This window comes from Burkholderia sp. BCC1996, from assembly GCF_905339955.1.
GTDB lineage: Bacteria > Pseudomonadota > Gammaproteobacteria > Burkholderiales > Burkholderiaceae > Burkholderia.
This window is the reverse complement of sequence record NZ_CAJPHM010000012.1, coordinates 25,261-51,473: the sequence shown is the minus strand read 5'-3', so window position 1 is coordinate 51,473 and position 26,213 is coordinate 25,261. Positions and strand designations below refer to the sequence as shown.

Below are 26,213 nucleotides of genomic sequence, written 5' to 3'. Positions count from 1 at the left end.
GCATAAAACTCATGAATTACCGTCGCCTGACCCCGTCCATGTCGCTGCTGCTGGTGTTCGAGGCCGCCGCGCGCCACGAAAGCTACACGCGTGCGGCCGACGAGCTGTCGCTGAGCCAGAGCGCGATCAGCCGGCAGGTCCAGACGCTCGAGGATCAGCTCGGCGTGCCGCTGTTCCGGCGTGAAGGCCGCTCCGTGAAGCTGACGGAAGTCGGGCGGCGCTACTTCGTCGAGCTGAGCGGCGCGCTCGGGCGCATCCGCGGCGCGACGCTGCAGGCGATGTCGCACCAGGCCGGCGCCGGCACGCTGCGGCTCGCGACCTTGCCGACCTTCGGCTCGAAATGGCTGCTGCCGCACCTGCACGATTTCTATGCCGCGCATCCGGGCGTGACCGTGCACCTGCATTCGCGGATCGGCGGCATCGACTTCCATACCGACGATCTCGACGCGGCCATCACCGTCGGCGCGGGCGACTGGCCCGGCCTGCACGCGCACCGGCTGTACAACGAGTTCCTGATCGCGATCGCGAGCCCCGAGTCAGTCGGGCGCCGCAAGGCCGGCCCGCGCGCGCCGGCATGGGCGGTCGGGCAGACGCTGCTGGGCGTGACGAGCAATCAGCACGCGTGGGCCGAATGGTTCTCGCATTTCGGGCTCGATCATCGCGAGATGCGCATCGGTCCCAGTTTCGAGCTGACGTCGCACCTGATCCAGGCCGTGCGGGCGGGAATGGGGATCGGCCTCGTGCCGAAGGTGCTGGTGGAAGACGAGCTCAGCCGCAACGAGCTCGTGTCGATCGGCGATGCGATCACCAGCCAGCGCAGCTACTACCTCGTGTATCCGCCGGAAAACGACACGCTGCCGTCGCTGGTCGCGTTTCGGGAATGGCTGCTGAAATCGTGCTGACGTGCTGAAGCGCAGGCAGCCGCGCGGCGCGCTCACGCGCGCCATTCATCGAGAATCTGTTCGGCGAGGTAGTCGCACAGCGGGCGCGCCGATTGCGCGCTGCGCGCCAGCACGACCTCGATCGCGTCGAGCGGCGGCAGCCCTTCGTTCTGCGACAACCGGACGAGATGCGCGGGAATGCTGCAGCGCGCGAGCGGCGCGATCGCGAGGCCGGCCTCGACCATGCTGAGCAAGCCGAGGAAGCTCGGGCTTTCGTATGACATCCGGAACGGAATCTTCTGCCGGTTCAGCGCCTTGAGCGCGTGATCGCGCGCCATGCTGCCGTGCGTGAAGAGCGCGACCGGCAGCGGCCGCTCTTCCCATACGTTCCGTTTCGCCGAGCCGGTCCACACGATCGGCTCGCGCCGCACCAGCTCGCCGGTCACGCCCTTGATGCGCGTGAGGCAGGCCAGATCGATGGTGTTGTCCTTCAGCATCGGCACCAGCGCGCTGCTCGGCTGGCCGATCACGCGCACTTCGACGCGCGGATGCATCGCGGCGAACTTGCCGAGTACCTGCGGCAGCAGCGACGAGATGTAGTCGTCCGGCACGCCGATCGTCACGCGCCCGCGGATCTCAGGCCGCACGACCGACGCCCACGCCTCGTCGCGCAGCGCCAGCATCCGGCGGCCGTATTCGGCAAGCATGCGGCCGTCGTCGGTGGCCGTGACATTGCGCGTGTCGCGGATGAACAGCGGCTTGCCGAGTGCGTCCTCCAGCGCCTTGATCTGCATGCTCACCGCCGACGGCGACCGGTGCACCGCCTGCGCGCCCTGCGCGAACGAGCCGGACTCCGCCACGGCCACCACCATCGCCAGCACATCGAGGTCGAGCTTTTTCATGTCATTCAGAAAATCTGATCAATCGATTCAGTTTATCCCGTTTTACTGTCCTCCTCCAAGGCCGGACAATGGACGTCATCGACATTCATCGCGGGAAGCTGTAACCATGCATACCTCCGGCTCGCTCTACGGATTCCTGGTTATCGGCGGCATGCTCGCGATCACGCCGGGGCCGAACATGGTCTACGTGATGTCGCGCTCGATCGCGCAAGGGCGCACCGCCGGGCTGATTTCGCTGGCGGGCGTGACGGTGGGCTACCTGTTCTACATGTTCGGCGCCGCGTTCGGGATCACGACGCTGTTCCTGAGCGTGCCGTACGCGGGCACCGTGCTTGGCGTGGTGGGCGCCGCGTATCTGCTCTACCTCGCGTGGCAGGCCGTCCGGCCCGGCGGCCGTTCACCGTTCGAGGTGAAGACGCTGCCGAACGAGCAACCGCTGCGGCTGCTCGCGATGGGCGCGACGACCAGCGTGCTGAATCCGAAGCTCGCGATGCTGTTCGTGTCGCTGCTGCCGCAGTTCATCGATTACCGGCAAGGCAGCGTGTTCGGCCAGTCGCTCTTGCTCGGTTCATTGCTGATCGCGGCGTTCGTGTCGGCGAACGGACTGGTCGCGATCGGCTCGAGCCGCATCGCGACGTTCCTGCACGGGCGGCCGGCGCTGCTGCTCGCGCAACGCTGGGCGATGGGCGCGGTGCTCGGCGGCCTCGGCGTGCAGATGCTCGTCGAGGCGTCGAGCATGGCGGGTGTGGCGTGACGGCCGCGACGCACGTACCGATGTGCATCGCGCCGCCGCGCGTTCACTTCGTCAGCAATTCGGCCTCCAGGTCGCGCAGCCGCTCCGGAAACCGCACGCGCAGCACCACGAACCACGCGAGCCCGACCGCCAGCAACGCGACGAACACGTAAGGCAGCCATGCATAGACGCCGTCCGGCACCGGATACACGCTGCCGGCGAGCGGAATCGCGAGCAGCACGACCGCGACGACGCTGATCGCGACGTGCCGCGCGCGAAGCCTGCGTTGCCGACGCAGATAGAGCGGCGCACCGATCGCGACCAGCACGTAGGCGAGCAGCCAGCCGTAGGTGGCGATCGAGCTGAGATAGCCGTACGAATCGAGCAGTGCCGTGCCGCGTGCGGTCAGCACCAGCGCCGTCGCCAGCGCGAGCACCGCGATCAGCGCGACCGCGACGTGCGGCGTCGCGTTCGTCTCGTGCGCGCGCCCGGTCGACGCATGCAGCACGCCCTGCCGCCCGAACGTATAGACGATGCGCGCCGCCGCGTTGATCGACGAGAAGAATGCCGCGAAGAAGCTGAGCGCCACCCCTGCGTCGATCAGCACCCCGACCCACCCGGCGCCCAGCCGATGCGCGAGCACCGCGAGCGGCCCGTCGACGCGATCGAGCGGCGGCGTCTGCCCGTGGAATGCGCCGACCATCCCGTACGCGCCGACCACGAACAGCAGCGCCGGCCCGACCACGCTGATCAGCACCGCACGCGGAATCGCGCGGAACGGGTCGCGCGCCTCGGCGCCGAGCACGGTCGCGCTCTCGAACCCGGTGAAGCTGAAGAACGCCAGCACCATCCCGAGCTGCAGCTGCGTCGGCTTCACGCCTTCGAGCGTGAGCTGCGCGCGATCGACGGGATGACCGCCGAATGCGATCGTTCCGATCACGACGGCGGCGATCAGCAGCAGCGTCGCGAGCTCGACGAACAGCGTGAAGCGCGTGGACAGCCGGATGTCGCGAAACGCGATGTACCACGCGGCAAACGCGGTGACGACCGTGAGGCCGAGCACCGTGCCGAGCGGCGTCGCGGCGCCGAGCAGCCCCGTTTCGCGGCCGAGCACGAGAAACGTGTTGATCGTGCCCTGCAGGATGCCCGCCGCGGCCACCGCATAGGCGATCAGCAGCGACCAGCCGCAGATGGCGCCCCAGGTCGGCCCGATGCCGGCCGACACGTATGCATACAGCGCGCCCGGCGACGCCGAATCGCGCGCGAACACCGAGATGCTCCACGACGAGAACAGCAGCGCGACGATCGCGAACAGGTACGCGAGCCAGGTGCCGTTGCCGGCCGTCGCGAACACGGCGGGAATCAGCACGCCGATCCCGCCCGACACGCCGACGAGGCCGATCGACTGCGCGATCAGCTCGGGCAGGCTCAGGTAATTGCGCCGCAGGCCGCCTGCCTGCGGCGCGGTGCCCGGCGCGGGCAGCGCCTGCGCGGGTGTGGCTGGATGGCTCATCGATTCACCTTGTCATGATTGGGGCGGCGCGGCGTGTGCCGCGTCCGTGGCATGGCCTCGACGCGGGCCGCTGCGTGCGCCCGTACGAAAATGCGCGCCGCGGCGAACATCGGAACGACGTCGCGGCAGCGACGCCGGCGCGGGTTCGTCAGTTCCACGAATGGCGCGCGGGCTTCACGCCGTTGAGGTAGTAGTTGCCGACCGCGTGGTATTTCCAGCGCACGGGATCGTGCAGCGTATGCACGCGCGCGTTGCGCCAGTGGCGGTCGAAGTTGTATTTCGCGAGCGTCGACTTGCTGCCGCCCAGTTCGAACAGCTTGCTCGCCGCGAGCAGCGATACCTCGGTCGTCGCGATCTTCGCCTCGCCGACGGCGATCGCGGCCTGCGCGACCGTGTCCTCGTCAGGCTCGCGCTTCGCGACGTCGACGAAGCGCCCCGCGCGCGCGAGCAGCGCTTCGGCCGCATGCACGCGGTACGCGATGTCGCCGATCTGCGCGATCGTCAGCGGGTCCTCGCTTGCGCGCTCGACGCCGCTGTCGATCCAGGGCCGCGCATGCTGCTGCACGAATGCGATCGTGTCCTGCAGCGCGGCGCGCGCGATGCCGAGATCGATCGCGGCCGTCGTGATCTGCGCGAACGGGCCCGCGAAGGTCGGACGATCGTACGAACGCTGCGTGTGGAAGATCTCGAACGCGCTCACGCGCACGTTCTCGGCGATCACCGTGCCGCTCGCGGTGGTGCGCTGGCCGAAGCCGCTCCAGTCGTCGATCACGGTCAGCCCCGGCGCGCCCTGCCGCACGAATGCAAGTACCGCCTGGTCCGCCTCGTCGAGGGCCAGCACCGGAATCCAGTGCGCGAACAGCGTACCGGTCGAGTAGAACTTGCGGCCGTTCAGCACGAATCCGTCGCCGTCGCGGTGCACGCGGGTCTGGATGTCGAGCACGTTCTTGCCGCCCGCTTCCGAAAACGCGTTGCCGTAGCGCGCGCCCTTCAGCACGAGATCGAAGAAGAAGCGCTTTTGCGCATCGTTGCCTTCGAGACGAATATCCTCGATCAGGCAGTAGTGATTCTGCGGAATCTGCCCGATCGACGGGTCCGCCTGCGAGACGATCGCAATCACTTCCGCGAGCGTGACGTTCGACACTTCCGCGCCGCCGTATTCGCGCGGCACGGTGATCCCCCACAGCCCGCTCGACGAAAACAGCTCGATTTCGTCGTACGGCAGCTTCCGTTCGCGATCGCGCAGCGCCGCATGTTCGGCGAGTCGCGCCGCGACCTGATGCGCGACGTCGAGCGCTTCGGCATCGGAGCCGATGACGGGAACGGGCGCAGCGTCTGCTTGCGGCCGCGTGTGTTCTTCGATGATTTCCGTGGACATGGAGTTTCCGGCAAAAATCTGCATGGATCGACGGCGCCGCGCAGGCATCCGTCGACCGCCTGTTTCGATAGGGGAAGCGTCAGGCGCCTCACCTGCGATGCTCATCGCAGGCCGTCCGTTCGCCCGCCCCGTGCGCGGCCTGCCTCAGCGCCTCAGCACTTCAGCGCGCAGGCGCCGCGCATCACGCGGCAACCGCCTGCCGCTGCGCTTCCAGTTCGCGCACGAGCGGCAGCACGCGCTTGCCGAAGTACTCGACTTCCTCGATGAAATGCAGGAACCCGGCGAGCACGAGATCGACGCCGATCGCCTTCAGCGCGACGATCCGCTCGGCGATCTGTTGCGGCGTGCCGATCAGGTTCGTGCGGAAGCCGTCGTTGTACTGCACGAGATCCTCGAACGTGGATTTCGCCCAATTGCCCTCGCCTTCAGGCGACGCCTTGCCGGCTTCCTTCACCGCATCGCCGAACGCATTCACCGCCTCGACATGCGCGTGCCGGATGATGTCGTCGAGCACGGCCTTCGCCTCTTCCTCGGTATCGCGCGCGATGATGAACGCGTTGACGCCGATCCGCAAGCGATGGTTGTTCGCAGCGGCCTTCGCGCGGATGTCGTCGATCTGCGCCTTCAGGTTCTCCGGCGTATTGCCGTTCGTGAAGTACCAGTCCGACACGCTGGCCGCGTTGTCGCGCGCCGCGCGCGAGCTGCCGCCCTGGAAGATCTCCGGGTGCGGTTTCTGCACGGGCTTCGGGCTCAGCGTGTAGTCGTTGAAGCGGTAGAAGTCGCCCTTGAACGTGAAATTGTCCTGCGTCCAGATGCCCTTGAGCGCCTGGATGAATTCCTTCGAGCGCCGATAGCGTTCGTCGTGCTCGAGCCACGGCTCGCCGATCGCGGTGAACTCGCCCTTGAACCAGCCGCTCACCACGTTGATCGCAATGCGCCCGTTCGAGATGTGGTCGATCGTCGCGAGCTGCTTCGCGACCACGGCCGGATGCCACGGCCCCGGCAGGATCGCCGCAAGCACCTTGAGCTTCGTCGTCGCGTGCAGCAGCGCCTGGCTGAACGACACCGACTCGTGCTGGTATTCGGCGCCGTAGCCGGCCGTGAAGCGGATCTGGCTCAACGCGTAGTCGAAGCCGGCCGCTTCGGCCGTGCGCGCGAGTTTCTGGTTGTATTCGAGGCTCCAGTCGGTACGCTGCTCGATCGTGCTGACGACGAGGCCGCCGCTGACGTTCGGCACCCAGTATGCGAATTTGACGCCGTCGGCCGAAGATTCGTGATTGCTCATGAGAAGTCCTGATCGAATGGGAAAACGAGAGACGGGCTAAGCGGCCGCGGCGGCAAGCGCGCGCGGACGCAGCTGCGGCACCGCGCGCTCGACCGCGAGCGCGATGCGTGCGCGCAGTGCGGGGTTCGCGATCTCGTAGCGGTCGAAATCGCTTTCGGCCGCATACACGCCGATCGGCAGCGTGCGCGCCTGGAAGAAGCTGAAGAGCGGCCGCAGCTGATGGTCGATCACGAGCGCATGCCGCTCGCTGCCGCCGGTGGCCGCGAGCAGCACCGGCACATCGACCAGCGACTCGTGATGCACGAGGTCGAACAGGTGCTTGAAGAGGCCGGTGTACGACGCGCGATACACGGGGCTCGCGACGACGAGCGCATCGGCCGTCTCGATCGCGCGGATCAGCGCGTCGAGATCGGGCGGTACCTGCGCGCGCTTCAGCGCGCCGGCCAGCCGGCTGCCGATTTCGCGGAGTTCGATCGACCGTGCGTCGATCGGCACCGCATCGCCGAGCGCGCTGACGATCGCGTTCGTCAGCGCCAGCGTGCGTGACGGCCGCTGCAGGCCGCCCGAGATGGCGACGACGTTGAGGGTATTGCTCATGCGATGCGTTCCCGTTGTCGAGCTGCGCGTTGCCGCGCCGATACCGTGTCGGGTTTGCAAGGAGCGTGCCATTGTCGACGCAGGCGCGATCGCGTCGATCCTCTGCATGACGAAATATCGTTCGAGCGCCCGCCTGGCATGGCTTCCGCAGCCATATGACCGATCGTGGCAAGCGCTCCGGAAATCACGTCACATCGATATTCCGCACGGCGATGAACCGGCGGAAACAGCCGTGCTGATGCGCTGCTGCTCAATCAGCAGTGTCGCGCGCTCCAGCCGTCCGATTGCGACGCGCGGCGCGCATCGCGTCGAGCGCGATGCCGTCGAATCCGCTGTCGCGGCAGCACGTTCCCGCGCCGTTGCATCCTGCGCAGCAATCCCGCTTTCGTTATCAGAAATCGATGTTTCCCGTGCGGCGCAAAACACTGAACACTCTGCTGACTGGGCAGCAACCGGACCGCGGCGCCCGCCGGCGCGGGTCCGGCCCGTTCGATCGACTTACGCCTTCATCGCCATGACTTCACTGTTTGCCACGCCACGTCCGGTCAATCTTCGTGTCGTCACCGCGCAGCCGGACGAATCGCATAGCGCGCCCGCTCCCGCCCGTCCGGCGCACCACGCATCGGCCCGCCCACGCGCGCACGTATTCGTCGATCCACGTTCGCTCGCGCTACTCGAGCGCGTGCGGTGCGTCGCGCCGAGCGACGCGAACGTGCTGATCGTCGGCGAAACCGGCACCGGCAAGGAGCTGATCGCGCGCCACGTGCACGACGTCAGCCATCGCGGCGGCGGGCCGTTCGTCGCCGTGAATTGCGGCGCGCTCTCCGACACGCTCGTCGACAGCGAACTGTTCGGTCATGAGAAAGGTGCATTCACGGGCGCGGCCGGCACGAAGCCGGGCTGGTTCGAGGCCGCGAACGGCGGCACGCTGTTTCTCGACGAGATCGGCGACCTGCCGCTATCGATGCAGGTCAAGCTGCTGCGTGTATTGCAGGAACGCGAGGTCGTGCGGCTCGGCTCGCGCACGGGCATCCCGATCGACGTGCGCGTGGTGGCCGCGACCAACGTCGACCTGCAGCAGGCGGTGGCGGACGGACGGTTTCGCGGCGACCTGTTCTACCGGCTCAACGTCGTGCGGCTCGACGTGCCATCGCTGCGCGAACGGCCCGGCGACATCCTGCCGCTCGCGCGCCACTTCTTCGACGCATACCGCGGCCGCCTCGGCCACGGGCCGCGCAGCATCGATCCGCGCGCGGCACGCCGCCTCGAAGCGCATTCGTGGCCCGGCAATATCCGCGAACTGGAGAACGTGATGCATCACGCGCTGCTGGTGAGCCGTCACGATGCACTGCAGGACACCGACCTGAACCTGTCGTCGTCGTGCGTGCCGGTCACGGCCGCGGGGGAAGCGGCGAGTCGGGTGCCTGCCCGGGAAGCGCTCGAGCTGGCGCTATGCGCGCTGTTCGACGAGGCGCACGAGAACTTGTTCGAGCATATCGAGGACACCGTGATGCGGGTCGCGTTCGACTTCAGTCACCGCAACCAGATCCAGGCTGCGCGCCTGCTCGGCATCAGCCGCAATGTGCTGCGTGCGCGCTTGATTCGCGCGAAAGCGATCGCGGCAGCCAAGTAGGCGCGATCGCGAGACGGCACGCGGCGCTGCGCATCAGGTGCTGCGGGTGACGGCCGCGTCGGCGCGTCGCGCATCGTCGACGGCGTGGCTCGGCGAAGGCGATGCGGCGCGCGGTCCCGCAGCGGCGAGCCGCGCGTCGTCCGGCCGCTCGCCGCGCGGTGCGCCGCTATTTCCCGACGCCGCCCGTCACACCGCCGAGCAACGACGTCACGGGCGCGAGCGGATTCGCCGCGGAACCGGCGCCGCCCACGCCGCCACCGACCACACCGGTGACCGTCGACACGAGATTGGTCACCGGAGCAAGCGGACTCGCCGCGCCGGCACCGGCCGCGCCGCCGAGCGCACCGGTCAGCGACCCGAGCGGCGTCGAGCCGGCCCCCGACAGCAAGCCGCCGAACGGGCCGGACGCGCTCGAACCGCCCGGCGCGCCGTTCGACGGACCGTTCTGCACGGTGGTGATGGAAGCGCCCGAGAGACTCACGATCAGGCCGGGAATCGGCGCGACGCCGTTCGGGCCGTTGGCGTTCACGAGTCCACCTGCGTTCGTGACGGTATTGCCGAGCGCGCCGACGACTTCACCCACCGCCCCGACCGCCGGTTGCGACGAAACGGAGCCCATCCGCGCCCCGGTCGTCGCCAGCGCGCCGCCGACCTGCCCGAGCAGGCCGGCCACCGGCTGCCCGAGGCCCGTGGTCGCCCCGATCTGCTGCGTCGCCTGGCCGGCCGTGATGACGAGCGGCGTGACGGCCGAGCTGAGCGGCTGCGTGACCTGTTGCACGGCGCCCGACGCCAGCGTCGCGCCGACCGTCTTGCCCGCCGTGCCGAGGCCGCCGGCCACGGTGTCGAGCGCCGCGCCGACGGGGGTGGTCACCGGCGCCAGCGGCCCCGAGCCGAGCGCGCGGACGGTCTGCGCGAGGCCCGCGACCGGATTCGCCGTTGCGCCGACCACGTCGCCGAGGCCGGCAACCGTCGTGCCGACCGGATCGGACGTCGAGCCGATCCTGCCGAGCCCGTCGCTGAGCGCATTGGTCGCGGCGCGCGAAATCGTGCTGACGCTCGAGATCGTGTCGCCTGCGCTGCGCGTCACGGCGTTGCCGAGGACCGGCAACGACGCCGCGCTGACGGTCGAGCCGACGCCGACCGCGAGCGCGCCGGCGGTACTCACGACGCCGCGCGTGCCGGGGGCGCCGCTGGTGCCCCAGCCTCCGTCCGACGTGTTGCCGCCGGACGCGTTGCCGGCGGTCGTTGCTCCACTGGTGTTCGCGGAGGCGCTCGACGGCGCGGCGACGTCGTTGCCGCCGCAGGCGGCCAGCACGCCGGCGGCGGCGAGCAACGCCGCGGACGTGACAATGCGGGTGCGATACATGGTGGTCTCCTCGCGGTCCGGGCGATGGAAGGTTCGATTGAGGACCGGAGGAAGAAACAGCATTTTTCATGCCATTGGCGCGAGTGCATGGGCATTCCCGCCGCTGTGCCGGCGCCCGCGGGCCTGGGCAAGCGCGTGCCTGCGATCGCGATCGATACGTTTCATGCCCATGAGCGGCGCTGGTATCGTTACATTCGTGCTACGAATGCTTCGATGTTACGTAACGCTAAGCGCGGCGCATTGCATTCGGCGCGCGCCGCCTGCCATTCACCGCCTACCATCCACAGTACGCAGCCCCGGCGGCACCGCACGCGTGCCGCCGGGCTGCGCCCCATCGTCAGGAAACCGTCGCCATGAAAAAGCTCGTGAACCACCCGTCCGACGTCGTGCGCGAAATGCTCGAAGGCATCGCGCGGCAGTCGCCGCATGTCGCGATCCTCGGCGACGAGCAGGTACTCGTCCGCCAGCCGCTGCCCGAGCCGTCGCGGCGCCCCGTCGCGATCCTGTCCGGGGGCGGCAGCGGTCACGAGCCCGCGCACGGCGGCTACGTCGGCGAAGGGATGCTGAGCGCGGCCGTTTGCGGCGAAGTGTTCACGTCGCCGCCGACCGACGCCGTGCTCGCCGCGATCCGCGCGAGCGCCGGCCCGAACGGCGCGCTGCTCGTCGTGAAGAACTACACAGGCGACCGCCTCAATTTCGGGCTGGCCGCCGAACTCGCGCGCGCCGACGGCATTCCGGTGGAGACGGTGATCGTTGCCGACGACGTGTCGCTGCGCGGCCGCGTCGAGCGCGGGCAGCGGCGCGGGATCGCCGGCACCGTGCTGATCCACAAGCTGGCGGGCGCGGCTGCCGCGCGCGGGCTGCCGCTTGTCCGCGTCGCGGCGATCGCACGCGACGCGGCCGCCGACCTCGGCACGATGGGCGTCGCGCTCGACGGCTGCACGATCCCCGGCGCCGACAAGTCGGGCTTCAGCCTCGCCGATCACGAGATCGAGCTCGGCCTCGGCATCCATGGCGAGAAAGGCGTCGAACGCACCGCGCCGATGCCGGCCGACGCGCTCGTCGAGACGCTGCTGTCGAGCATCGTCACCGACCTCGTGCTCGATCGCGGCGAACGCGTCGCACTGTTCGTCAACGGTCTCGGCGCGACCCCGGACATGGAACTGGCGATCGTGCTGCGCGCCGCGTACGACAACCTGAGCCGGCGCGGTATCAGCGTCGCGCGCGCATGGGCCGGCACGTTCCTGTCCGCGCTGGACATGCCCGGCTGCTCGATCTCGCTGCTGCGCTTGAACGACGAGCGGATCGCCCTGCTCGACGCGCCGACGCAGGCGCGCGCATGGCCCGGCGGCGGCGCCGTCAACGCGCAGATTCGCGTGGCCGCGGCCGCCGCGCACGACGAGCCGCTGCCGCCGCTCGATGCGGCCGGTCATGCGTGGGCCGCCCGGCTGCAGCCGGCGCTGCGTGCGGTCGCGCAGGCGTTGATCGACCACGAGGCGACCCTGACGGAACTCGACACGGCCGCCGGCGACGGCGATCTCGGCGCGAGCATGCGGCGCGCCGCGCAGGCGATCCTCGCGTTGCCTGACGCCGCGCACCGCACGCCGGCCGGCACGCTCGCGGCGCTCGGCGCCGCATTGCGTCGCGCGATCGCCGGCAGTTCGGGACCGTTCTACGCGACCGCGCTGCTGCGCGCGTCGCGGCGCCTCGCCGCGGCGGCCGATACCGCCGAGCCGTCGGCACGCGACTGGGCCGCGGCGTTGCGCAGCGCAGCCGATGCAATCGCCGAACTGGGCGGCGCACGCGCCGGCGACCGGACGATGCTCGACGCGCTGCTGCCCGCCGCCGATGCATTCGACCACGCACTCGACCATGACCGCGACCCCGCGAGCGCATGGGCGGCCGCCGTGGACGCCGCGGAACGCGGCGCGCAGCAGACGGCCGGCATGACACCGCGCGCGGGACGGGCGAGCTATCTCGGCGAACGCGCGATCGGCACGCCGGACGGCGGCGCGGTGGCGGTCGCGTACTGGCTGCGCGCGTTGCTGCCGTACGTGCGGTAGACGGGATTTGCGCATTGCAGGTCGGCGCCCCGGCGTGCGGCATGACACCCGGATGACAAAACCGATAGTTTGCTATCGAATGTTTTTGCTCCTATCATCTCGCCCATGACCAATCTGCACGACCTCCGCCTCGCCGTCAGCAGCCTGCTGGTGCTCACCGCGCGCAAGTGGCGCCGCAGGAGCGACGGCGTGCTGACCGCGTACAACGTATCCGAAGCCTGCGCGACGCCGCTGCTGATCGCCGGCCGCCTCGGCGAAGGCGTGCGCCAGGGTACGCTCGCCGAACACGTCGGCATCGAGGGGCCGTCGCTCGTGCGCCTGCTCGACCAGCTGTGCGCGGCCGGCCTCGCACGCCGCGACGAGGATCCGCACGACCGCCGCGCGAAGACGATCTCGCTGACGGCCGCCGGCCGCGCGGTCACCGCGAAGATGGAAGAAGACCTGCGCGTGCTGCGCGCCCGGGTACTCAAGGGCGTCACGCGCGCCGATCTCGAAGCGACGCTGCGCGTGCTGAACGCGTTCAACGCGGCCGATGCGCAGCATCCGGCGTCGCGTCCGTCCCACCCAGCCGATTCCGCGTCATGACCTATCCGAGCCTTCGCGACTGGCTGTTCTCGGGCAAGACGTTCGCCGCGTCGATGCTGGCGCTGTACCTCGGCCTGTATTTCCAGCTGCCGCGCCCTTACTGGGCGATGGCGAGCGTCTACATCGTGTCGAACCCGTTCGTCGGCGCGACGCGCTCGAAGGCGCTGTATCGCGCGCTCGGCACCGCGCTCGGCGCGGCCGCCGCGATCCTGTTCGTGCCGCCGTTCGTCGAGACGCCGCTCCTGTTCAGCGTCATCGTCGCGACATGGTGCGGCACGCTGCTCTATCTCGCGATCTCCGACCGCACCGCGCGCAGCTACGTGTTCATGCTGGCCGGCTACACGATGCCGCTGGTCGCGCTGCCGACGGTGACCGATCCGTCGACGATCTTCGACGTCGCGATCGCGCGGACCGAGGAAATCGTGCTCGGCATCGTGTGCGCGAGCGTGGTCGGCAGCGCCGTGTTCCCGAACCGGCTCGCGCCGACGCTGATCGAGCGCACCGACGCATGGTTCAAGGACGCCGCGTTCTACGGCCGCGAGACGTTGTCCGGGCATATCGCGGGCAAGGCACTGTCCGCGTGCCGGCAACGCCTCGCCGCGACCATCACCGGCCTCGAATTCCTGCTGAGCCAGCTGAGCTACGACCATGCGCACCCGCGCGTGCTCGCCCGCGCGCAGGCGCTCGCCGGCCAGATGCAGCTGTTCCTGCCGCTGATGTCGTCGCTCGCCGATCCGCTGATCGCGCTGATGCGCGACCTGCACGTGCGGCCGCCGGCGCTCGACGCGCTGCTCGCCGACGCAGCGAAGTGGTTCGACGCGCCGTTGCCGGCCGTGAAGGCCGGCAGCGACGGCGACATGGCGCACGACCCGGTCGCGGACCACCTGCGCGAACGCATCGCCGCGCTGCAGCCGGCCGACGGCGCGCTGGCGAGCTGGGACGGCGCGCTGCTGTCGAACGCGCTGTGGCGGCTGCGCCAGGTCATCGACATCTGGCAGGACTGCCGCTCGCTGCGCGCGCTGATCGCGAACGAGTCGGGCGTCTGGCAGCCGCGCTACCGGCACTGGCGGCTCGGCGGCACCGAACGCTTCTTCGATCGCGGGATGATGCTGTTCTCGACGCTGACCGTCGTGCTCGCGATCGTGTTCGCGTGCTCGCTGTGGATCTCGTCCGGCTGGCACGACGGTGCCGCGGCCGTCACGCTCGTGGCCGTGTCGTGCAGCTTCTTCGCCGCGCTCGACGAACCGGCGCCGCTGGTGTTCAAGTTCTTCCTGTCGACGGCCGCGAGCGTCGTGTTCGCCGGGCTGTACCTGTTCGTCGTGCTGCCGCACGTGCACGACTTCCCGATGCTCGTGCTGATGTTCGCGGGGCCGTTCATCCTGATCGGCACGCTGCTGCCGCGCCCGCAATTCAACATGGTGACGATGCTCGTCGCGGTGAACACCGCCACCTTCATCAGCATCCAGAGCGCATACGACGCCGACTTCTTCGTGTTCCTGAACAGCAACCTCGCGGGTGTCGCCGGGCTGCTGTTCGCGTACGTATGGACGCGCGCGACGCGGCCGTTCGGTGCGGAGCTCGCGGTGCGGCGCCTGCTGCGCTCGGGCTGGGAGGACGTCGCGCGCTCCGCGTCGACGCAGCCGCTCGACGACCAGCGCAACCATGCGTCGCGCATGCTCGATCGCGTCACGCAGTTGCTGCCGCGCCTCGGCGCGTCGGACGACCACCGCCATCCGTCGATCGAGAGCTTCCGCGACCTGCGCATCGCGCTGAACGCGCTCGACCTGCGCCGCTCGCGCCGCAAGCTGACGGGCGACGTGCCCGACGCGATCGACCGCGTGCTCGCCGGCGTCAACGATCACTACACGCGCTGCGCGGCCGCGAATGCGCGCCAGCCGGCACCGCCCGCGCTGCTCGCATCGATCGACGACGCGCTGCAGCGCGTGGCCGGGCGCAACCTGCCCGGCACTTCCGTCGCGCCGGCGGACGGCGGCACGACGCCCGGCACGCCCGCGGCGCCGGTCACGCCCGCGACGCACCGCCGGCTGCGCGATACGCTGCACGCGCTCGTCGGCCTGCGCCTGTCGCTGTACCCGGCCGCATCCGCGCAGCCGCCGCAAGCCGCACCGGACGGAGCACGCGCATGATCCCGCTTTCCAACCTGTCTTTCCGACCGCGACCATGATCGGCGAAATCGACATCTTCGGCGTATTCGTGCCGGCTCCGCTCGTGCTGATGCTGATCGCCTACCTGATCAACATCGTCGTGCGCGCGCTGCTCGAACGCGTCGGCTTTTACCGCCTCGTCTGGCACCGTTCGATCTTCGACCTCGGCATCTACGTGTTCGTGCTTGCCGCGGTCGTCATCGTGTCTCACCATCTCGTGGCTAGCTAACCGTGAAAAAAACCTGGCTCTCGGCAGGGCAGATCCTGCTCACCCTGATCGTCGTCGTCGTGGCCGCCCTCGTGCTGTGGCGGATCATCAACTACTACATGTTCTCGCCGTGGACACGCGACGGCCACGTGCGCGCCGACGTGATCCAGGTCGCACCCGACGTGGCGGGGCTCATCACCGCGGTGCAGGTCGCCGACAACCAGGAGGTAAAGCGCGGCCAGGTGCTGTTCGTGATCGACCAGGCCCGCTACGCGCTCGCGCAACGGCTGGCCGAAGCGACGCTCGCGCAGCGCCGCGCGACCCTCGCCCAGGCGAAGCGCGAATATGCGCGCAACCAGCAGCTCGGCAACCTGGTCGCCAGCGAACAGGTCGAGGAAAGCCGCACGCGCGTCGAGCAGGGCGAAGCCGCCGTCGCCGACGCGCAGGTGTCGCTCGACACCGCGAAGCTGAACCTGCAGCGCACGACGATCGTGAGTCCCGTCGACGGCTACCTGAACGATCGCGCGCCGCGCGTCGGCGAATACGTGCCGGCCGGCCGCGCGGTGCTGTCGGTCGTCGACCGCAATTCGTTCCGCGTCGACGGCTACTTCGAGGAAACCAAGCTGCGCGGCATCCACATCGGCCAGCCGGTCGACATCGTCGTGATGGGCGAGCCGCGGCCGCTGCGCGGCCACGTGCAGAGCATCGTCGCCGCGATCGAGGATCGCGACCGCACGCAGGGCGCGAACCTGCTGCCGAACGTGAACCCGGCATTCAGCTGGGTGCGGCTCGCGCAGCGCGTGCCGGTGCGCGTCGTGCTCGACGAGGTGCCCGACGACTTCCGGATGATCGCAGGGCGCACCGCGACCGTCGCGATGCGCACCGACACGCGCCGCGACGCTGGCGCCAGGCCGACCGCCGGCGCCTCCGCGGCATCCGCACCCGCGGCCGTCAGCGCGACGGGAGCCTCGCAATGAAGCGGCACGGCCTGCGCCTCGCGGCGGCACTCGCGCCACTCGCGCTCGCACTCGGCGCGTGCAAATCCGTCGGCCCCGACTACAGGCTGCCGCAACAGGCGTACGTGAATGCGCCGCTCGCGAACCATGCGCTCGACGATGCGAACGGCACGCTCGTGTCGCGTGACCCGGTGCCCGGCAACTGGTGGCAGCTGTACGACGACCGCGTGCTCGACGAACTCGTGCGCAGCGCGCTGAAATCGAACACCGACCTGCGCGTCGCCGCGGCCAACCTTGCGCGTTCGCGCGCGGCGCTGGAAGTCGCGAACGAACAGGGCGGCTTTTCCGGCCGCGCGGAAGCCGCCGTGCAGCGCGCGCAGGAATCGGCCGAACAGTATCTGCTCGAAAACAAGCTGCCGGTCGTGAACGAAGGTGCGGTCGGTATCAGCGTGTCGTACGAGCTGGACCTGTTCGGCAAGCTGCGGCGCGGCGTCGAGGCCGCACGCGCGGACAGCGAAGCCGTGCAGGCGGCCGCCGACCTCGCACGCATCACGGTCGTCGCGGACGTCGTGCGCGCGTACGTCGAATCGTGCTCCGCCGGCGACGAGCTCGCGATCGCGAAGCAGTCGCTCGCGCTGCAGCAGCAGCGCGTGAAGCTGTCGCAGCGGCTGCGCGACGCGGGGCGCGGCAACCAGACCGACGTCACGCGCGGCGTCACGCAGGTGCGCACGCTCGCGGCCGACATCCCGCGTTTCGAAGGCCGCCGCAAGATCGCGCAGTACCAGCTCGCCGCGCTGCTCGCGCGTTCGCCGGCCGACCTGCCGAAGGCTGTCGCCGAATGCGAGCGGCTGCCGAAGCTGCGCCAGCCGATTCCGATCGGCGACGGCGCCGCGCTGCTGCGCCGCCGCCCCGACGTGCGCGAGGCCGAGCGCCAGCTCGCCGCCGCGACCGCGCGGATCGGCGTCGCGACGGCCGCGCTGTATCCGTCGGTCAGCATCGGTGCGTCGGCCGGCTCGGTCGGCGTCGCCGCCGACCTGTTCTCGTCCACCACCAATCGCTGGTCGTTCGGACCACTGATCAGCTGGTCGTTTCCGGTCAACGGCCAGCGCGCGCGCGTGCGCGAGGCCGAAGCCGCGACCGGTGGCGCGCTCGCGCATTTCGACGGCGTCGTGCTGAACGCGCTGCGCGAAACGCAGTCGAGCCTCGCGACCTATGCTGCCGACGTGCAGCGCACCGATGCGCTGCGCACGGCCTACGAATCGGCGCGCAGTTCCGCGGACGAAACGCATCGGCTTTATACGGCCGGCCGCGAGTCGTTCATCTCCGATCTCGATGCGACGCGCACGCTGACGAGCGTGCGCGCGCAGGTCGCCGCGGCCGAGGGCCAGGTCGCCGCCGACCAGGTCAAGCTGTTCCTCGCGCTCGGCGGCGGATGGGAAGGCGACGCTGCGCCCGCTGCGGCGCAGCAGACTTCGGCAGCGGGTACGCCGGCTGCTGCACCGGCCGCCGCAAAGTAAGCGCGCGCGGGGCGGCAGCCGGCGTGCACGACACGTCTGCCGTCCCGCGCCATCCTGCGCGATTTCGCATGTCCGGTATGTCGATGCCGACGTCGCGCGTCGCCTGCATTGCCGGTAAACTCGTCCGCAGTTTCCGTCATTCGCCGGCCGCCCGTCGGGCCGCCCATTTCCCGGAGAGTCATCATGCGAACCAGCGCCCGTAATCAATTCGCCGGCCAGATCGGCGCCGTCAAGCCCGGTGCGGTCAACGACGAAATCACGCTGCGTACCCAGGACGGCCTCGACATCGTCGCGGTGATCACGCATGGCAGCGTCGCATCGCTGGGCCTCGCGGCCGGCACGAAGGCATTTGCGCTCGTCAAGGCATCGTCGGTGATCGTGATGGTCGACGTCGACAGCAGCAAGGTGTCGGCCCGCAACTGCGTCTCGGGCACCGTGTCGTCGATCGCGAAAGGCGCGGTCAATTCGGAAGTCGTGATCAAGGCGGCGGGCGGCGCCGAGATCGTCGCGATCGTCACCAACGACAGCGTCGATCGTCTCGGCCTCGCGAGCGGCAAGGCCGCGTCCGCCATCTTCAAGGCGTCGAGCGTGATCGTCGGAGTCGAGTGAACGCCCTGTCGACCGCACCGACGATCCGTCGCGCGCCGCACCCGCAAGCGGCGTGCGACGCTCGACCGGCGCGCGGGCGCACACGATGACGTCCATGCTCGAGCACGCGCATGAGCGCATATTGCAATCGCTGCTGGCCGGGGCGGCCGACGCCGATTCTCCGGATGCACGTCTGTTCGGCACGCTCGTTGCGGCACGCGCATGCCGCAACGAGCTCGCGCTGCTCGGTCTGTCTCCCGCACGGTTGAGCGGCCTGCTTGCCCGCCAGTTCCCGCACCTGGGTTCGGACGATGTCGCCGCGCTCGTGTCGGCGGCCGCCATCGCGCCGCTGCCGACCGCGCACGCGCAGTTCGTCGCGACACTGCACACGCGGTTGATGCAGGATGCGCATTGCGCCGTCGCACGCGACGATGCCGACTGCGTCGCGACCATCATCGCGCATGCGTGCCTGCGCCCCGATCACCTGTGGCGCGATCTCGGCCTCGACGGACGCGCCGCGGTGTCCGCGCTGCTCGACCGCTATTTCCCCGCGCTCGCCGCACGCAATGTCGCGAACCTGCGCTGGAAGAAATTCCTCGCGCAGGAAGCGGCCGCATCGCTCGGCCTGCCGCCCGGGCCCGCCCCCGGATGCCCGGGCTGCGAGGATTTCGGATTCTGCTTTCCCCCGGGACGATAGTCGCAGCGGCGGCCCGCGGCTTGCCGGTGCGCATCGTTTGACCGTTCATGCGCGACATCCGTCCGCACGTTTTCCCGCGCGTTCGTTCGATCGCTGCGCCCACTGGAGGAACCGCCTTGACCGACTTTGCGAGTCCCAATCTGCCGTCGCGCGATTTCGAAGTTACGTCGCTGTTCTACGCGAAGCTCGGCTTCGTCGAAACCTGGCGCGACGACGGCTGGATGATCCTGAGACGCGGCGACCTGCTGCTGGAATTCTTTTTGCATCCCGGTCTCGATCCGGCCACGAGCTGGTTCAGCTGCTGCTTCCGGCTCGCCGACGTCGGTGCGTTTTTCGACGCAGTGCTCGCCGCCGGCATTCCCGAGCAAACGACCGGTTGGCCGCGCGTGCATCGGCCGAAACGCGAGGCATGGGGCGGCACCGTCGGCGCGCTGATCGACCCGGACGGGTCGTTGATCCGGTTGATTCAGACGAACGACTGACTCGCCACGGTTCGCCTCATCGATCGACGCGCAAGCCGTGCACGGACACGAACGACGGCCCCATAAACGGTTACCTTGCGATGCGCGTGGCACATAGCGCGGGTCGTGCGCCCGTGGCGGGCGATCAGTGTCGATGGCGGTGGTGAATGTCCGGGAAATGCGCGTGACTGTGCGTGATCGGCAGATGCACGTGCGGATGCGTGTGCGGTTCATCGCCGTCGTACGGAAAGTCGTGCGCGTGCTGATGATGTTCGTCGTGCCGATGCCGGTGCGTATGCACGAGACGCTCATGCGCGTGCTCGTGTTCGTGCCGTTCGCGCACGTGCAGCCAGATGCCGAGCGCCATCAGCACGGCCGCGATCCAGAACGTGACCGGCGGCAGCGCCGGCCAGATCAGCAACGACAGCACGACGCCGAACAGCGGCGCCACCGAAAAATACGCGCCCGTGCGTGCACTGCCGAGATGGCGCAGCGCGACGACGAACAACACGAGACTGATCCCGTAGCCGCCGAGGCCGGTCAGCATCGCGGCGGCCGCGGCCGGAACGGCGGGCAGCGACGCACCCGTCGCGAGCGCGATACCGATGTTCACGGGCCCGGCGACCAGGCCTTTCACGCACGCGATGACCATCGCATCGTTCGCGGCGACCTTGCGGGTCAGGTTGTTGTCGATCGCCCAGCACAGGCATGCGCCGGCAATCAGCAGCGCGCCGACCGGCACGCCCGCGCGCCCCGGCACCCACGACAGCAGCGTGCCGCCCGCGACGATCGCAATCATGCCGAGAAACACCTGGAGATCCACGTTCTCGCGAAACACGACCCACGCGATGACCGCCGTCAGCACGCCTTCGAGATTGAGCAGCAGCGCACTCGTGGCGGCCGGCGTGCTCGACAGCCCGAGCATCAGCAGCGCCGGACCCGCGACGCCGCCGGCCGCGATCGCGCCGGCGAGCCACGGCAGGTCCGCGCGCCGCAGCGGCGCTGCGTCCTCGGCCAGCGCGCGGCGGCGGCGCAACCCGCGCAGCAGGATCCCGACGCCCAAGCCGATCCCGCTGCCGAGATAGAACAGGCCCGCGACCATGAACGGCGACATCGCGCCGATCAGTGCCTTGGCGAGCGGCGTCGCGGCGCCGAACAGCGCGGCGGCGGTGAGCGCGACGAGAATCGCGGAATGTCTCGGGTTCATGATGCGGTCTTGGCGTTGGGCGTTGGGCGTTGGGCGTTGGGCGTTGGGCGTTGGGCGTATGGAATCGGCAGGTTGCGTGCGATGCGGTGGCGCTTGCGGTTTGCCGGTGCTTTTCAATGTCGGGGAATGTCGGACGAATTGCGCAGGCTTTCAGGCACCTGTCGCGTCATGCGCGGGCGGCAACGCAGGCCGGCCCGACGATTCGTGCCGGGGAGATTATCGCGTTTGTGTTACGGGTCGCCAACTGACGAGCGGCCGTCCGCGGCGGCGCATCCGGACATCTCAACGTCCGTCTCTCGAATATGGCTGCACTTCGCGCCTGACAACAGTTCAGGTGAGACATATTCGCGTGGGTGCGAATCCGGGTTTCATCCCCGATCCGATTAAATTAGGAACACGAATTATCGTGATTGAACGGAGGCGGATGTGCGTTGGTCACTCACTCGATGGCGCATGCATCGATCGTCTGCGCGCAAGCGTGGATACGCAGTCGCGCGGGACGCCCGCCTGTGCATCGTTCTCCGGATGGGACGGCACCGTGCATTCATGATGCGCGCCGACGCTCCCCGATGCCTGGTCGCCGCGCGCCCGACGTAAGCGACACGTTGCACACGCCGCGTCCGCCGACGTGCTTTCGTCGTCGGTTCGATTGGCAGTTCGATGCTGATCGGGTAAGGCTGACTGGCTGTGCGGCCAGCGGTGGCAGTCCCGACCTGCCCGGACAAGGACAGGTCGGTCCGTCATGTGATGCGCGACATGCGCGGTGAAGGCCGGCCGTCGCCGCGCATATCGCGCGGCGACGCATCGCGTGTTACTCGCTCGCGGCCGTTTGCTGCTCGGCCTGCGGTGCTGCGTCGACCGGTGCTTCCACGGCTGCCGGCTGCGGCGCGGCGGCGTCGGCCTGTGCATCGGCCTTCGGCTGCTGCGGTGCGCCCTTCGCTGCTTGTGCGCCGCCCTTGTTGCCCGGACGACGCGACTTCAGCCGGCGCGCGCGCGCGGCGTCGTCATGCGTCACACGTCCGGCTTCGTTACCTTGCAGATCGACCCGCACCGCGTCTTCGACGAGACACGACCAGTAACGATTGCCGCGGCACCACGTGGACATTGCCTCGCGCAGCTCGGCTTCGCTCAGGCCGACGGCTTGCGCCTCGCGGGCGAGATCGTCCCAGATACCGACCTTCAGCGGCACCTTGGGAGCCGGATTCTTCGGGAACGCGCGCGGGAACCGGCGCTGCAGTTTGCCGATTGCGACGATGACCGGATCGACCGGCGTCGACGGCTTCGCCGAAGCGGGCTTCGCGCCGGACGGCGCTTTGGCCACGGCACCCGATTTGGCCCCACGAGCGGGCCGATCGCCGGACTTCGGCTTCGCGCCTGCGTCCGGTTGCGTAGCCGGTCGCTTCGCGTTGCGCTCCTGCTTGGCCTTGGCTGCGAGCTGCGCCCGCAATTCGGCAAGTTGTTCAAAACCCATAAATTCAATCCACCAGGAATATAAGGTGTGGTTCGTGCGGCCATTCCGCACATCGGCGTTCGCCGCATCGCCTGCGGCTCGACTGCCACCGATGCGGATCATTGCGGGGCCGCATCGCCACCACCACTGTTTCAGGCACCCGGCCACGATGCCGGACAAAGGCAGGTGTGGAAGTATACCGGTACGCGCGGCAGTCGGTTGACTCACCGGTTCGGATTTGACGGATCCGGGTGGCAGGCAAGGCGTCCGCGCAGTCGTGACGCGCATTATGGCGGTGTTTTCGACAGGTATCGACACACGCGTTACGTAGTGTCGCTTTCCGCACTTTCTCGCTTCAGTGCGCTTCACGTGAAAAGCCGGTGGCCCGAACATCATCGGCGGCCAGTATCGGCAAAGGTTGACCGGGGCATCGACAAGCTGTTGGTGTCGCTTGGTATCGCCGGGTGTCGCTGCCGCGAATGGCAATGCGGTTCGCTGGAGTGGTGTCCCGCGAATCGTGCGCATCGCTAGCACTCGCGGTCATCGAACGCGGCACACGAGGCGTCGCGCTCCGGTCGTTGCGCGCAGTTGCGGCTTCGCGGCGGCCGGCTCGATCGTCGCCAATCAGAACACGCCGAGAGCAAGCCCTGCGGCAAGACCCGCGCCGATCTCCGCGCAGCGCGCGAGATCCTCGCTGCCGATCGTCTTCGGCGCGAGGATGCGCTCCGGTGTCTGCGCATGGGTGCAGACGATCAGGCCCGGCGCCACATTCCTGAGCCGCCATCCGGTCGCGATCCGGTCGATCTGGCGCAGTGCGTTCTGTCCGTCGCTGCCTGCGCAGATCATCGCCGCATACGGACGGCCGTTCACCCGATCGAGTGCCGCGTAGTAACAGCGATCGAAGAAATCCTTCATCAGCCCGGACATCGCGGCGAGATTTTCCGGCGTCGCGAAAAGATAGGCGTCGGCGGCAAGCACGTCATCCGCGCTCGTCGCATCCGCACGCTGCAACCTGACGTCGACGCCGGGTTGCTGGCGCGCGGCATCTGCGGCCGCCTCGGCCATCTGCTGCGTGCCTCCGGTCATCGTGTGATAGACGATCAACAGCGTCTTCATCGGGGTTCGCTCGCGTTCGGTTTCAAATGCGTCCGCCGCACACGTCGGTACGGCTCAAGCGGACTACGTCGACGTGTGTGCCCGGGCGTGCGTTCTTCCGTTGTCGAATGGCACATTCTTCGAGGCGGCAGACGCAGCGCACATCGAGTATATCGAGCGCCTGTTCCACTCCGCGCCTCGCACGATGTGCGGTCAGTCCTGCCCGGCACTCGCACCAGCGTGGCCCGCACGCGCGTAGTACGCAAGAAACATGTCGGCAGCCGTTTCCGCGACCTTCTTCTGCTCCCGCACACCGAGCGGCGGCTGGCCCATCGTCACCTGCGGCCAGAACGCGAACGCTTTCACGATTCCGTGCAGCTGATGCGCGGCGAATACCGGATCTGTCACCGTCAGCCGGCCGGCCGCAGCGGCCGCGCGAATCCAGACCGTCACGTCTTCTTCGCGCTCGCCCATGCGCTCGACCATGTCGCGCGCGCGTTCCGGCGAGTGGATGGCCGCACCGATCGCGACGCGTGCGAGTGCGAGAAACGCTTGGTCGTTCAGCAACCGCAATTTGCGGCCCAGCAGCGCGAGCAGTTGATCGCGCAACGGCACGTCGGCGCAGTAAGCCGGCGCGCCGGCGGTAAGTGTCGCGTCCCACAGCTGATGCAGGATCGCCGCGAACAATGCTTCCTTGCCCGGGAAGTGGTTGTAGACGGTGCGCTTCGACACGTCGGCGCGCGCGGCAACGCGATCCATGCTGGTTGCGTCATAGCCGGCCGCGAGAAATTCCTCGATCGCCGCGGCGAGTATTGCCGCACGCTTTCGGTCGGTCAGGCGCTGGGGAGAAGTGCTCGTATCCATACAAAAAATTTTACACCGCCGAGTTTACTTTTCCCAGGGATAAACTACACTGCTCGGTGTACTTTTATTTCCGGACGAATCGACATGGCTTCGCCTCTCGTTTTTCTTCATCGCGTACTGGGTTTCGCCGCCGCCAGGCGTGGCCGCACGCTGTCCGGCGAGTCGCCGCAGCACAACGGCGAACGCTTCAGCAACGTCGCACCGCGACCGGTCGAAAGCTTCGGCAAGACACTGGGTATCGCATGGAACATGCTGGTCAACAAGCCGCGCAACACGGTTCCGACAGGCGCATTGCCCATCGATTCACTGACCCGCGCGCAACTCGACGCGGCCCCCGACCGCAGCCTGTATCGGCTGGGGCATTCAACGTTATTGTTGAAACTGCGCGGTGAGTTCTGGCTGACCGATCCCGTGTTTGCCGAGCGTGCATCGCCGTTCCGGCACGTCGGCCCCAAGCGCTTCCATGCGCCACCGATTGCGCTCGAGGACCTCCCGCCGTTGCGCGGTGTGATCCTGTCTCACGATCACTACGATCACCTCGACCGTGACACGGTGCTCGCGCTTGCGGCCACCACCGGCGTGTTCGTCACGACGTTGGGCGTCGGCGACCGCCTGATCGAATGGGGTATCGACTCGCAGAAGGTACGGCAGCTCGACTGGTGGCAGAGCATCGACGTCGACGGCCTGACGCTGATCGCGACACCGGCGCAGCACTTCTCCGGGCGCAGCCTGTTTGACGGCAACAGCACGCTGTGGGCGTCGTGGGTCGTCGTCGACGACGATCTGCGCGTGTTCTTCAGCGGCGACACCGGCTATTTCGACGGTTTCCGGACAATCGGCGAGCGTCTTGGGCCCTTTGACGTGACGCTGATCGAGACCGGCGCATACGACCCGCAATGGCCTTACGTGCACATGCAGCCGGAAGAAACCGTGCAGGCGCATATCGACCTGCGCGGTCACACGCTGATGCCGATTCACAATGGCACGTTCGATCTCGCGATGCATCGTTGGCAAGAGCCGTTCGAACGCGTCACCGCGCTGGCAATGGTGCGTGGCGTCGAGCTGTCAACGCCCAGGATGGGCGAGCGACTCGATCTGAATAAGCCGCATCGCGGCGAGCGGTGGTGGCGATCGGTCGATGAGCCGGCAAAGACTTCCGAAACGAAGACACGCCGGTGGCAACCCTGCGCGTCGCAAGCGACGAAGTAGGTTCGATGGCCGCGACGATTTCTGGGCGGAAACGTCGCGGCGATGAATTTTCGTCGCGATACGGGGCTTGGTAGCGAACGCGTTGTTGATGGTCGGTGAGGCCGGAAATCTGACCTTCCACGCTATCCAGATAGACACGGCCGGCCCGACGATGGCAATGCACCTTATCTTCTTGATGCAGTTTCTGCAGATCCCCGTTTCGTATGCGCTGCGATAGGACATTGGCCAAGCCCATCGGAGACGGCCATCCGAGGCTGTCTACAGAATCAGCATTAGTTCGACGCAGTCTTTGGACTGCCCGGTAAATTCAACATCGGCCCGGCGCCCGCTTCGATTTCTCCCAACGCCCGTGGATTCGCAATCCGGCACCACCGGGGCAGCGCGTTGTCACGTGACAACTGGCGATGAAGAGGGGCGTCGCATCTCTTGAATCCCGTGGGTCTGTTCGGCGCGACGTCGCAGCTCGACGGCGTGTCGATCGTCTTCGTAGAGCATAACGTATTGAAAACTACAAAACACGTTTTTATTGACACGGCTTGATCTCGCTTTTCATCGCTTGAACCCAATAGCACGCTCGAGATCCATGCGCCCCCATTTTACCCGTCAATCGCGTTCAGTTCGCGTGAAACAACATGAAGAAAGTGGCGCAACTGGTTGCTAGACAAGGGTTTACGGAGACGGACCGTTTTGGAGAAATGTTTCACGACCCTGTCGATTCGCGTCATCTCGCCTCGTCGACATGCATGAATTCGCCCCAAAGCCGTCGCGCGATCAAGATACGTGAAACGATGTCGATACCCGCCACCATTGAATCACTTCGACGCAACAAAGCTCCGAATATCAACCCTCCCCCTTGCCAC

The 26,213-nt window shown here is 68.1% G+C and carries 24 protein-coding genes; 14 read left to right on the top strand and 10 right to left on the bottom strand.

Annotation, left to right across the window (positions count from 1 at the left end):
• Positions 1-11: 11 nt before the first annotated feature.
• Positions 12-902 (top strand): LysR substrate-binding domain-containing protein, encoded by an 891-nt coding sequence (locus U4Z64_RS18840; RefSeq protein WP_044848646.1) that lies wholly within the window; start codon positions 12-14, stop codon positions 900-902.
• Positions 903-934: 32 nt separating this feature from the next.
• On the opposite strand, the gene U4Z64_RS18835 is transcribed toward U4Z64_RS18840, so the two are convergent.
• Positions 935-1,783 (bottom strand): LysR substrate-binding domain-containing protein, encoded by an 849-nt coding sequence (locus U4Z64_RS18835; protein ID WP_321820623.1) that lies wholly within the window; start codon positions 1,781-1,783, stop codon positions 935-937.
• A gap of 106 nt (positions 1,784-1,889) precedes the next feature.
• Here U4Z64_RS18835 and U4Z64_RS18830 point away from each other — a divergent pair, with 106 nt between their 5' ends.
• The gene (locus tag U4Z64_RS18830; protein WP_321820622.1) at positions 1,890-2,537 is read left to right on the top strand and encodes a LysE family translocator; all 648 of its coding nucleotides are present in this window, start codon (positions 1,890-1,892) and stop codon (positions 2,535-2,537) included.
• Between the two features lie 43 nt (positions 2,538-2,580).
• Here U4Z64_RS18830 and U4Z64_RS18825 read toward each other — a convergent pair whose 3' ends face one another.
• From U4Z64_RS18825 to msuE, 4 genes are all read right to left on the bottom strand, one after another.
• A complete protein-coding gene (locus tag U4Z64_RS18825) occupies positions 2,581-4,029 on the bottom strand; it encodes an APC family permease (RefSeq protein ID WP_321820621.1) in 1,449 nt (482 codons plus the stop codon).
• Between the two features lie 148 nt (positions 4,030-4,177).
• The gene (locus U4Z64_RS18820; protein ID WP_321820620.1) at positions 4,178-5,407 is read right to left on the bottom strand and encodes an SfnB family sulfur acquisition oxidoreductase; all 1,230 of its coding nucleotides are present in this window, start codon (positions 5,405-5,407) and stop codon (positions 4,178-4,180) included.
• A 181-nt stretch (positions 5,408-5,588) separates the two neighbouring features.
• On the bottom strand, positions 5,589-6,692 hold the full coding sequence (gene sfnG / locus U4Z64_RS18815; protein ID WP_321820619.1) for a dimethylsulfone monooxygenase SfnG: 1,104 nt from the start codon (positions 6,690-6,692) through the stop codon (positions 5,589-5,591).
• A gap of 36 nt (positions 6,693-6,728) precedes the next feature.
• Entirely contained in the window at positions 6,729-7,289 is a 561-nt protein-coding gene (msuE, locus tag U4Z64_RS18810; protein WP_321820618.1) for an FMN reductase, read from the bottom strand.
• A gap of 514 nt (positions 7,290-7,803) precedes the next feature.
• Here msuE and U4Z64_RS18805 point away from each other — a divergent pair.
• Complete coding sequence (locus U4Z64_RS18805) at positions 7,804-8,922, top strand: sigma-54 interaction domain-containing protein (protein WP_321820617.1); 1,119 nt, start codon at positions 7,804-7,806, stop codon at positions 8,920-8,922.
• 166 nt (positions 8,923-9,088) lie between these two features.
• On the opposite strand, the gene U4Z64_RS18800 is transcribed toward U4Z64_RS18805, so the two are convergent.
• Complete coding sequence (locus U4Z64_RS18800) at positions 9,089-10,288, bottom strand: collagen-like triple helix repeat-containing protein (protein ID WP_321820616.1); 1,200 nt, start codon at positions 10,286-10,288, stop codon at positions 9,089-9,091.
• Positions 10,289-10,312: 24 nt separating this feature from the next.
• On the opposite strand from U4Z64_RS18800, the gene U4Z64_RS18795 reads away from it, so the two are divergent.
• The 10 genes from U4Z64_RS18795 to U4Z64_RS18750 all read left to right on the top strand — a co-directional run bounded on the left by U4Z64_RS18795 (position 10,313) and on the right by U4Z64_RS18750 (position 19,549).
• A complete protein-coding gene (locus U4Z64_RS18795; RefSeq protein WP_321820615.1) occupies positions 10,313-10,645 on the top strand; it encodes a hypothetical protein in 333 nt (110 codons plus the stop codon).
• Positions 10,642-12,351 (top strand): dihydroxyacetone kinase family protein, encoded by a 1,710-nt coding sequence (locus U4Z64_RS18790; protein ID WP_321820614.1) that lies wholly within the window; start codon positions 10,642-10,644, stop codon positions 12,349-12,351. The genes U4Z64_RS18795 and U4Z64_RS18790 overlap by 4 nt, the downstream gene beginning before the upstream one ends.
• A gap of 105 nt (positions 12,352-12,456) precedes the next feature.
• Entirely contained in the window at positions 12,457-12,936 is a 480-nt protein-coding gene (locus U4Z64_RS18785) for a MarR family winged helix-turn-helix transcriptional regulator (RefSeq protein WP_321820613.1), read from the top strand.
• Positions 12,933-15,083, top strand: coding sequence for an FUSC family protein (locus U4Z64_RS18780; RefSeq protein ID WP_321820612.1), 2,151 nt, complete (start codon positions 12,933-12,935; stop codon positions 15,081-15,083). Before U4Z64_RS18785 ends, U4Z64_RS18780 begins: the two co-directional genes overlap by 4 nt.
• Before the next feature lie 34 nt (positions 15,084-15,117).
• Positions 15,118-15,330, top strand: a complete 213-nt coding sequence (locus U4Z64_RS18775; protein WP_044849171.1) for a DUF1656 domain-containing protein — start codon at positions 15,118-15,120, stop codon at positions 15,328-15,330.
• A 2-nt stretch (positions 15,331-15,332) separates the two neighbouring features.
• Complete coding sequence (locus U4Z64_RS18770) at positions 15,333-16,286, top strand: HlyD family secretion protein (protein WP_321812053.1); 954 nt, start codon at positions 15,333-15,335, stop codon at positions 16,284-16,286.
• On the top strand, positions 16,283-17,782 hold the full coding sequence (locus U4Z64_RS18765; protein ID WP_321820611.1) for an efflux transporter outer membrane subunit: 1,500 nt from the start codon (positions 16,283-16,285) through the stop codon (positions 17,780-17,782). The genes U4Z64_RS18770 and U4Z64_RS18765 overlap by 4 nt, the downstream gene beginning before the upstream one ends.
• A 183-nt stretch (positions 17,783-17,965) precedes the next feature.
• Complete coding sequence (locus U4Z64_RS18760) at positions 17,966-18,391, top strand: TOBE domain-containing protein (RefSeq protein ID WP_124489331.1); 426 nt, start codon at positions 17,966-17,968, stop codon at positions 18,389-18,391.
• 85 nt (positions 18,392-18,476) lie between these two features.
• Positions 18,477-19,067: a nitrogen fixation protein NifQ gene (locus U4Z64_RS18755; protein WP_321820610.1), complete on the top strand. Its 591-nt coding sequence runs from the start codon at positions 18,477-18,479 to the stop codon at positions 19,065-19,067.
• A gap of 116 nt (positions 19,068-19,183) precedes the next feature.
• Entirely contained in the window at positions 19,184-19,549 is a 366-nt protein-coding gene (locus U4Z64_RS18750) for a bleomycin resistance protein (RefSeq protein WP_321820609.1), read from the top strand.
• Positions 19,550-19,673: 124 nt separating this feature from the next.
• On the opposite strand, the gene U4Z64_RS18745 is transcribed toward U4Z64_RS18750, so the two are convergent.
• From U4Z64_RS18745 to U4Z64_RS18730, 4 genes are all read right to left on the bottom strand, one after another.
• Positions 19,674-20,735, bottom strand: coding sequence for a DMT family transporter (locus U4Z64_RS18745; protein WP_321820608.1), 1,062 nt, complete (start codon positions 20,733-20,735; stop codon positions 19,674-19,676).
• An 811-nt stretch (positions 20,736-21,546) separates the two neighbouring features.
• Positions 21,547-22,206 carry a ProQ/FinO family protein gene (locus U4Z64_RS18740; RefSeq protein WP_321820714.1) on the bottom strand — a complete coding sequence of 220 codons (660 nt, stop codon included), beginning with the start codon at positions 22,204-22,206 and terminating at the stop codon, positions 21,547-21,549.
• 603 nt (positions 22,207-22,809) lie between these two features.
• Positions 22,810-23,301, bottom strand: a complete 492-nt coding sequence (locus tag U4Z64_RS18735) for a flavodoxin family protein (protein ID WP_044849164.1) — start codon at positions 23,299-23,301, stop codon at positions 22,810-22,812.
• 192 nt (positions 23,302-23,493) lie between these two features.
• Positions 23,494-24,144: a TetR/AcrR family transcriptional regulator gene (locus U4Z64_RS18730; protein ID WP_321820607.1), complete on the bottom strand. Its 651-nt coding sequence runs from the start codon at positions 24,142-24,144 to the stop codon at positions 23,494-23,496.
• Between the two features lie 84 nt (positions 24,145-24,228).
• On the opposite strand from U4Z64_RS18730, the gene U4Z64_RS18725 reads away from it, so the two are divergent.
• Positions 24,229-25,353 (top strand): MBL fold metallo-hydrolase, encoded by a 1,125-nt coding sequence (locus tag U4Z64_RS18725; protein ID WP_321820606.1) that lies wholly within the window; start codon positions 24,229-24,231, stop codon positions 25,351-25,353.
• The last annotated feature ends 860 nt before the right edge of the window (positions 25,354-26,213 follow it).

Coding starts and splice junctions, on each gene's coding strand:
- U4Z64_RS18755 (WP_321820610.1), top strand. CDS start 18,477: ATGACGTCCATGCTCGAGCACGCGCATGAGCGCATATTGCAATCGCTG.
- U4Z64_RS18840 (WP_044848646.1), top strand. CDS start 12: ATGAATTACCGTCGCCTGACCCCGTCCATGTCGCTGCTGCTGGTGTTC.
- U4Z64_RS18745 (WP_321820608.1), bottom strand. CDS start 20,735: ATGAACCCGAGACATTCCGCGATTCTCGTCGCGCTCACCGCCGCCGCG.
- U4Z64_RS18785 (WP_321820613.1), top strand. CDS start 12,457: ATGACCAATCTGCACGACCTCCGCCTCGCCGTCAGCAGCCTGCTGGTG.
- U4Z64_RS18765 (WP_321820611.1), top strand. CDS start 16,283: ATGAAGCGGCACGGCCTGCGCCTCGCGGCGGCACTCGCGCCACTCGCG.
- sfnG (WP_321820619.1), bottom strand. CDS start 6,692: ATGAGCAATCACGAATCTTCGGCCGACGGCGTCAAATTCGCATACTGG.
- U4Z64_RS18740 (WP_321820714.1), bottom strand. CDS start 22,206: ATGGGTTTTGAACAACTTGCCGAATTGCGGGCGCAGCTCGCAGCCAAG.
- U4Z64_RS18730 (WP_321820607.1), bottom strand. CDS start 24,144: ATGGATACGAGCACTTCTCCCCAGCGCCTGACCGACCGAAAGCGTGCG.
- U4Z64_RS18830 (WP_321820622.1), top strand. CDS start 1,890: ATGCATACCTCCGGCTCGCTCTACGGATTCCTGGTTATCGGCGGCATG.
- U4Z64_RS18735 (WP_044849164.1), bottom strand. CDS start 23,301: ATGAAGACGCTGTTGATCGTCTATCACACGATGACCGGAGGCACGCAG.
- U4Z64_RS18835 (WP_321820623.1), bottom strand. CDS start 1,783: ATGAAAAAGCTCGACCTCGATGTGCTGGCGATGGTGGTGGCCGTGGCG.
- U4Z64_RS18760 (WP_124489331.1), top strand. CDS start 17,966: ATGCGAACCAGCGCCCGTAATCAATTCGCCGGCCAGATCGGCGCCGTC.
- U4Z64_RS18820 (WP_321820620.1), bottom strand. CDS start 5,407: ATGTCCACGGAAATCATCGAAGAACACACGCGGCCGCAAGCAGACGCT.
- U4Z64_RS18805 (WP_321820617.1), top strand. CDS start 7,804: ATGACTTCACTGTTTGCCACGCCACGTCCGGTCAATCTTCGTGTCGTC.
- U4Z64_RS18725 (WP_321820606.1), top strand. CDS start 24,229: ATGGCTTCGCCTCTCGTTTTTCTTCATCGCGTACTGGGTTTCGCCGCC.
- U4Z64_RS18795 (WP_321820615.1), top strand. CDS start 10,313: ATGGAAGGTTCGATTGAGGACCGGAGGAAGAAACAGCATTTTTCATGC.
- U4Z64_RS18780 (WP_321820612.1), top strand. CDS start 12,933: ATGACCTATCCGAGCCTTCGCGACTGGCTGTTCTCGGGCAAGACGTTC.
- U4Z64_RS18825 (WP_321820621.1), bottom strand. CDS start 4,029: ATGAGCCATCCAGCCACACCCGCGCAGGCGCTGCCCGCGCCGGGCACC.
- U4Z64_RS18790 (WP_321820614.1), top strand. CDS start 10,642: ATGAAAAAGCTCGTGAACCACCCGTCCGACGTCGTGCGCGAAATGCTC.
- U4Z64_RS18775 (WP_044849171.1), top strand. CDS start 15,118: ATGATCGGCGAAATCGACATCTTCGGCGTATTCGTGCCGGCTCCGCTC.
- msuE (WP_321820618.1), bottom strand. CDS start 7,289: ATGAGCAATACCCTCAACGTCGTCGCCATCTCGGGCGGCCTGCAGCGG.
- U4Z64_RS18800 (WP_321820616.1), bottom strand. CDS start 10,288: ATGTATCGCACCCGCATTGTCACGTCCGCGGCGTTGCTCGCCGCCGCC.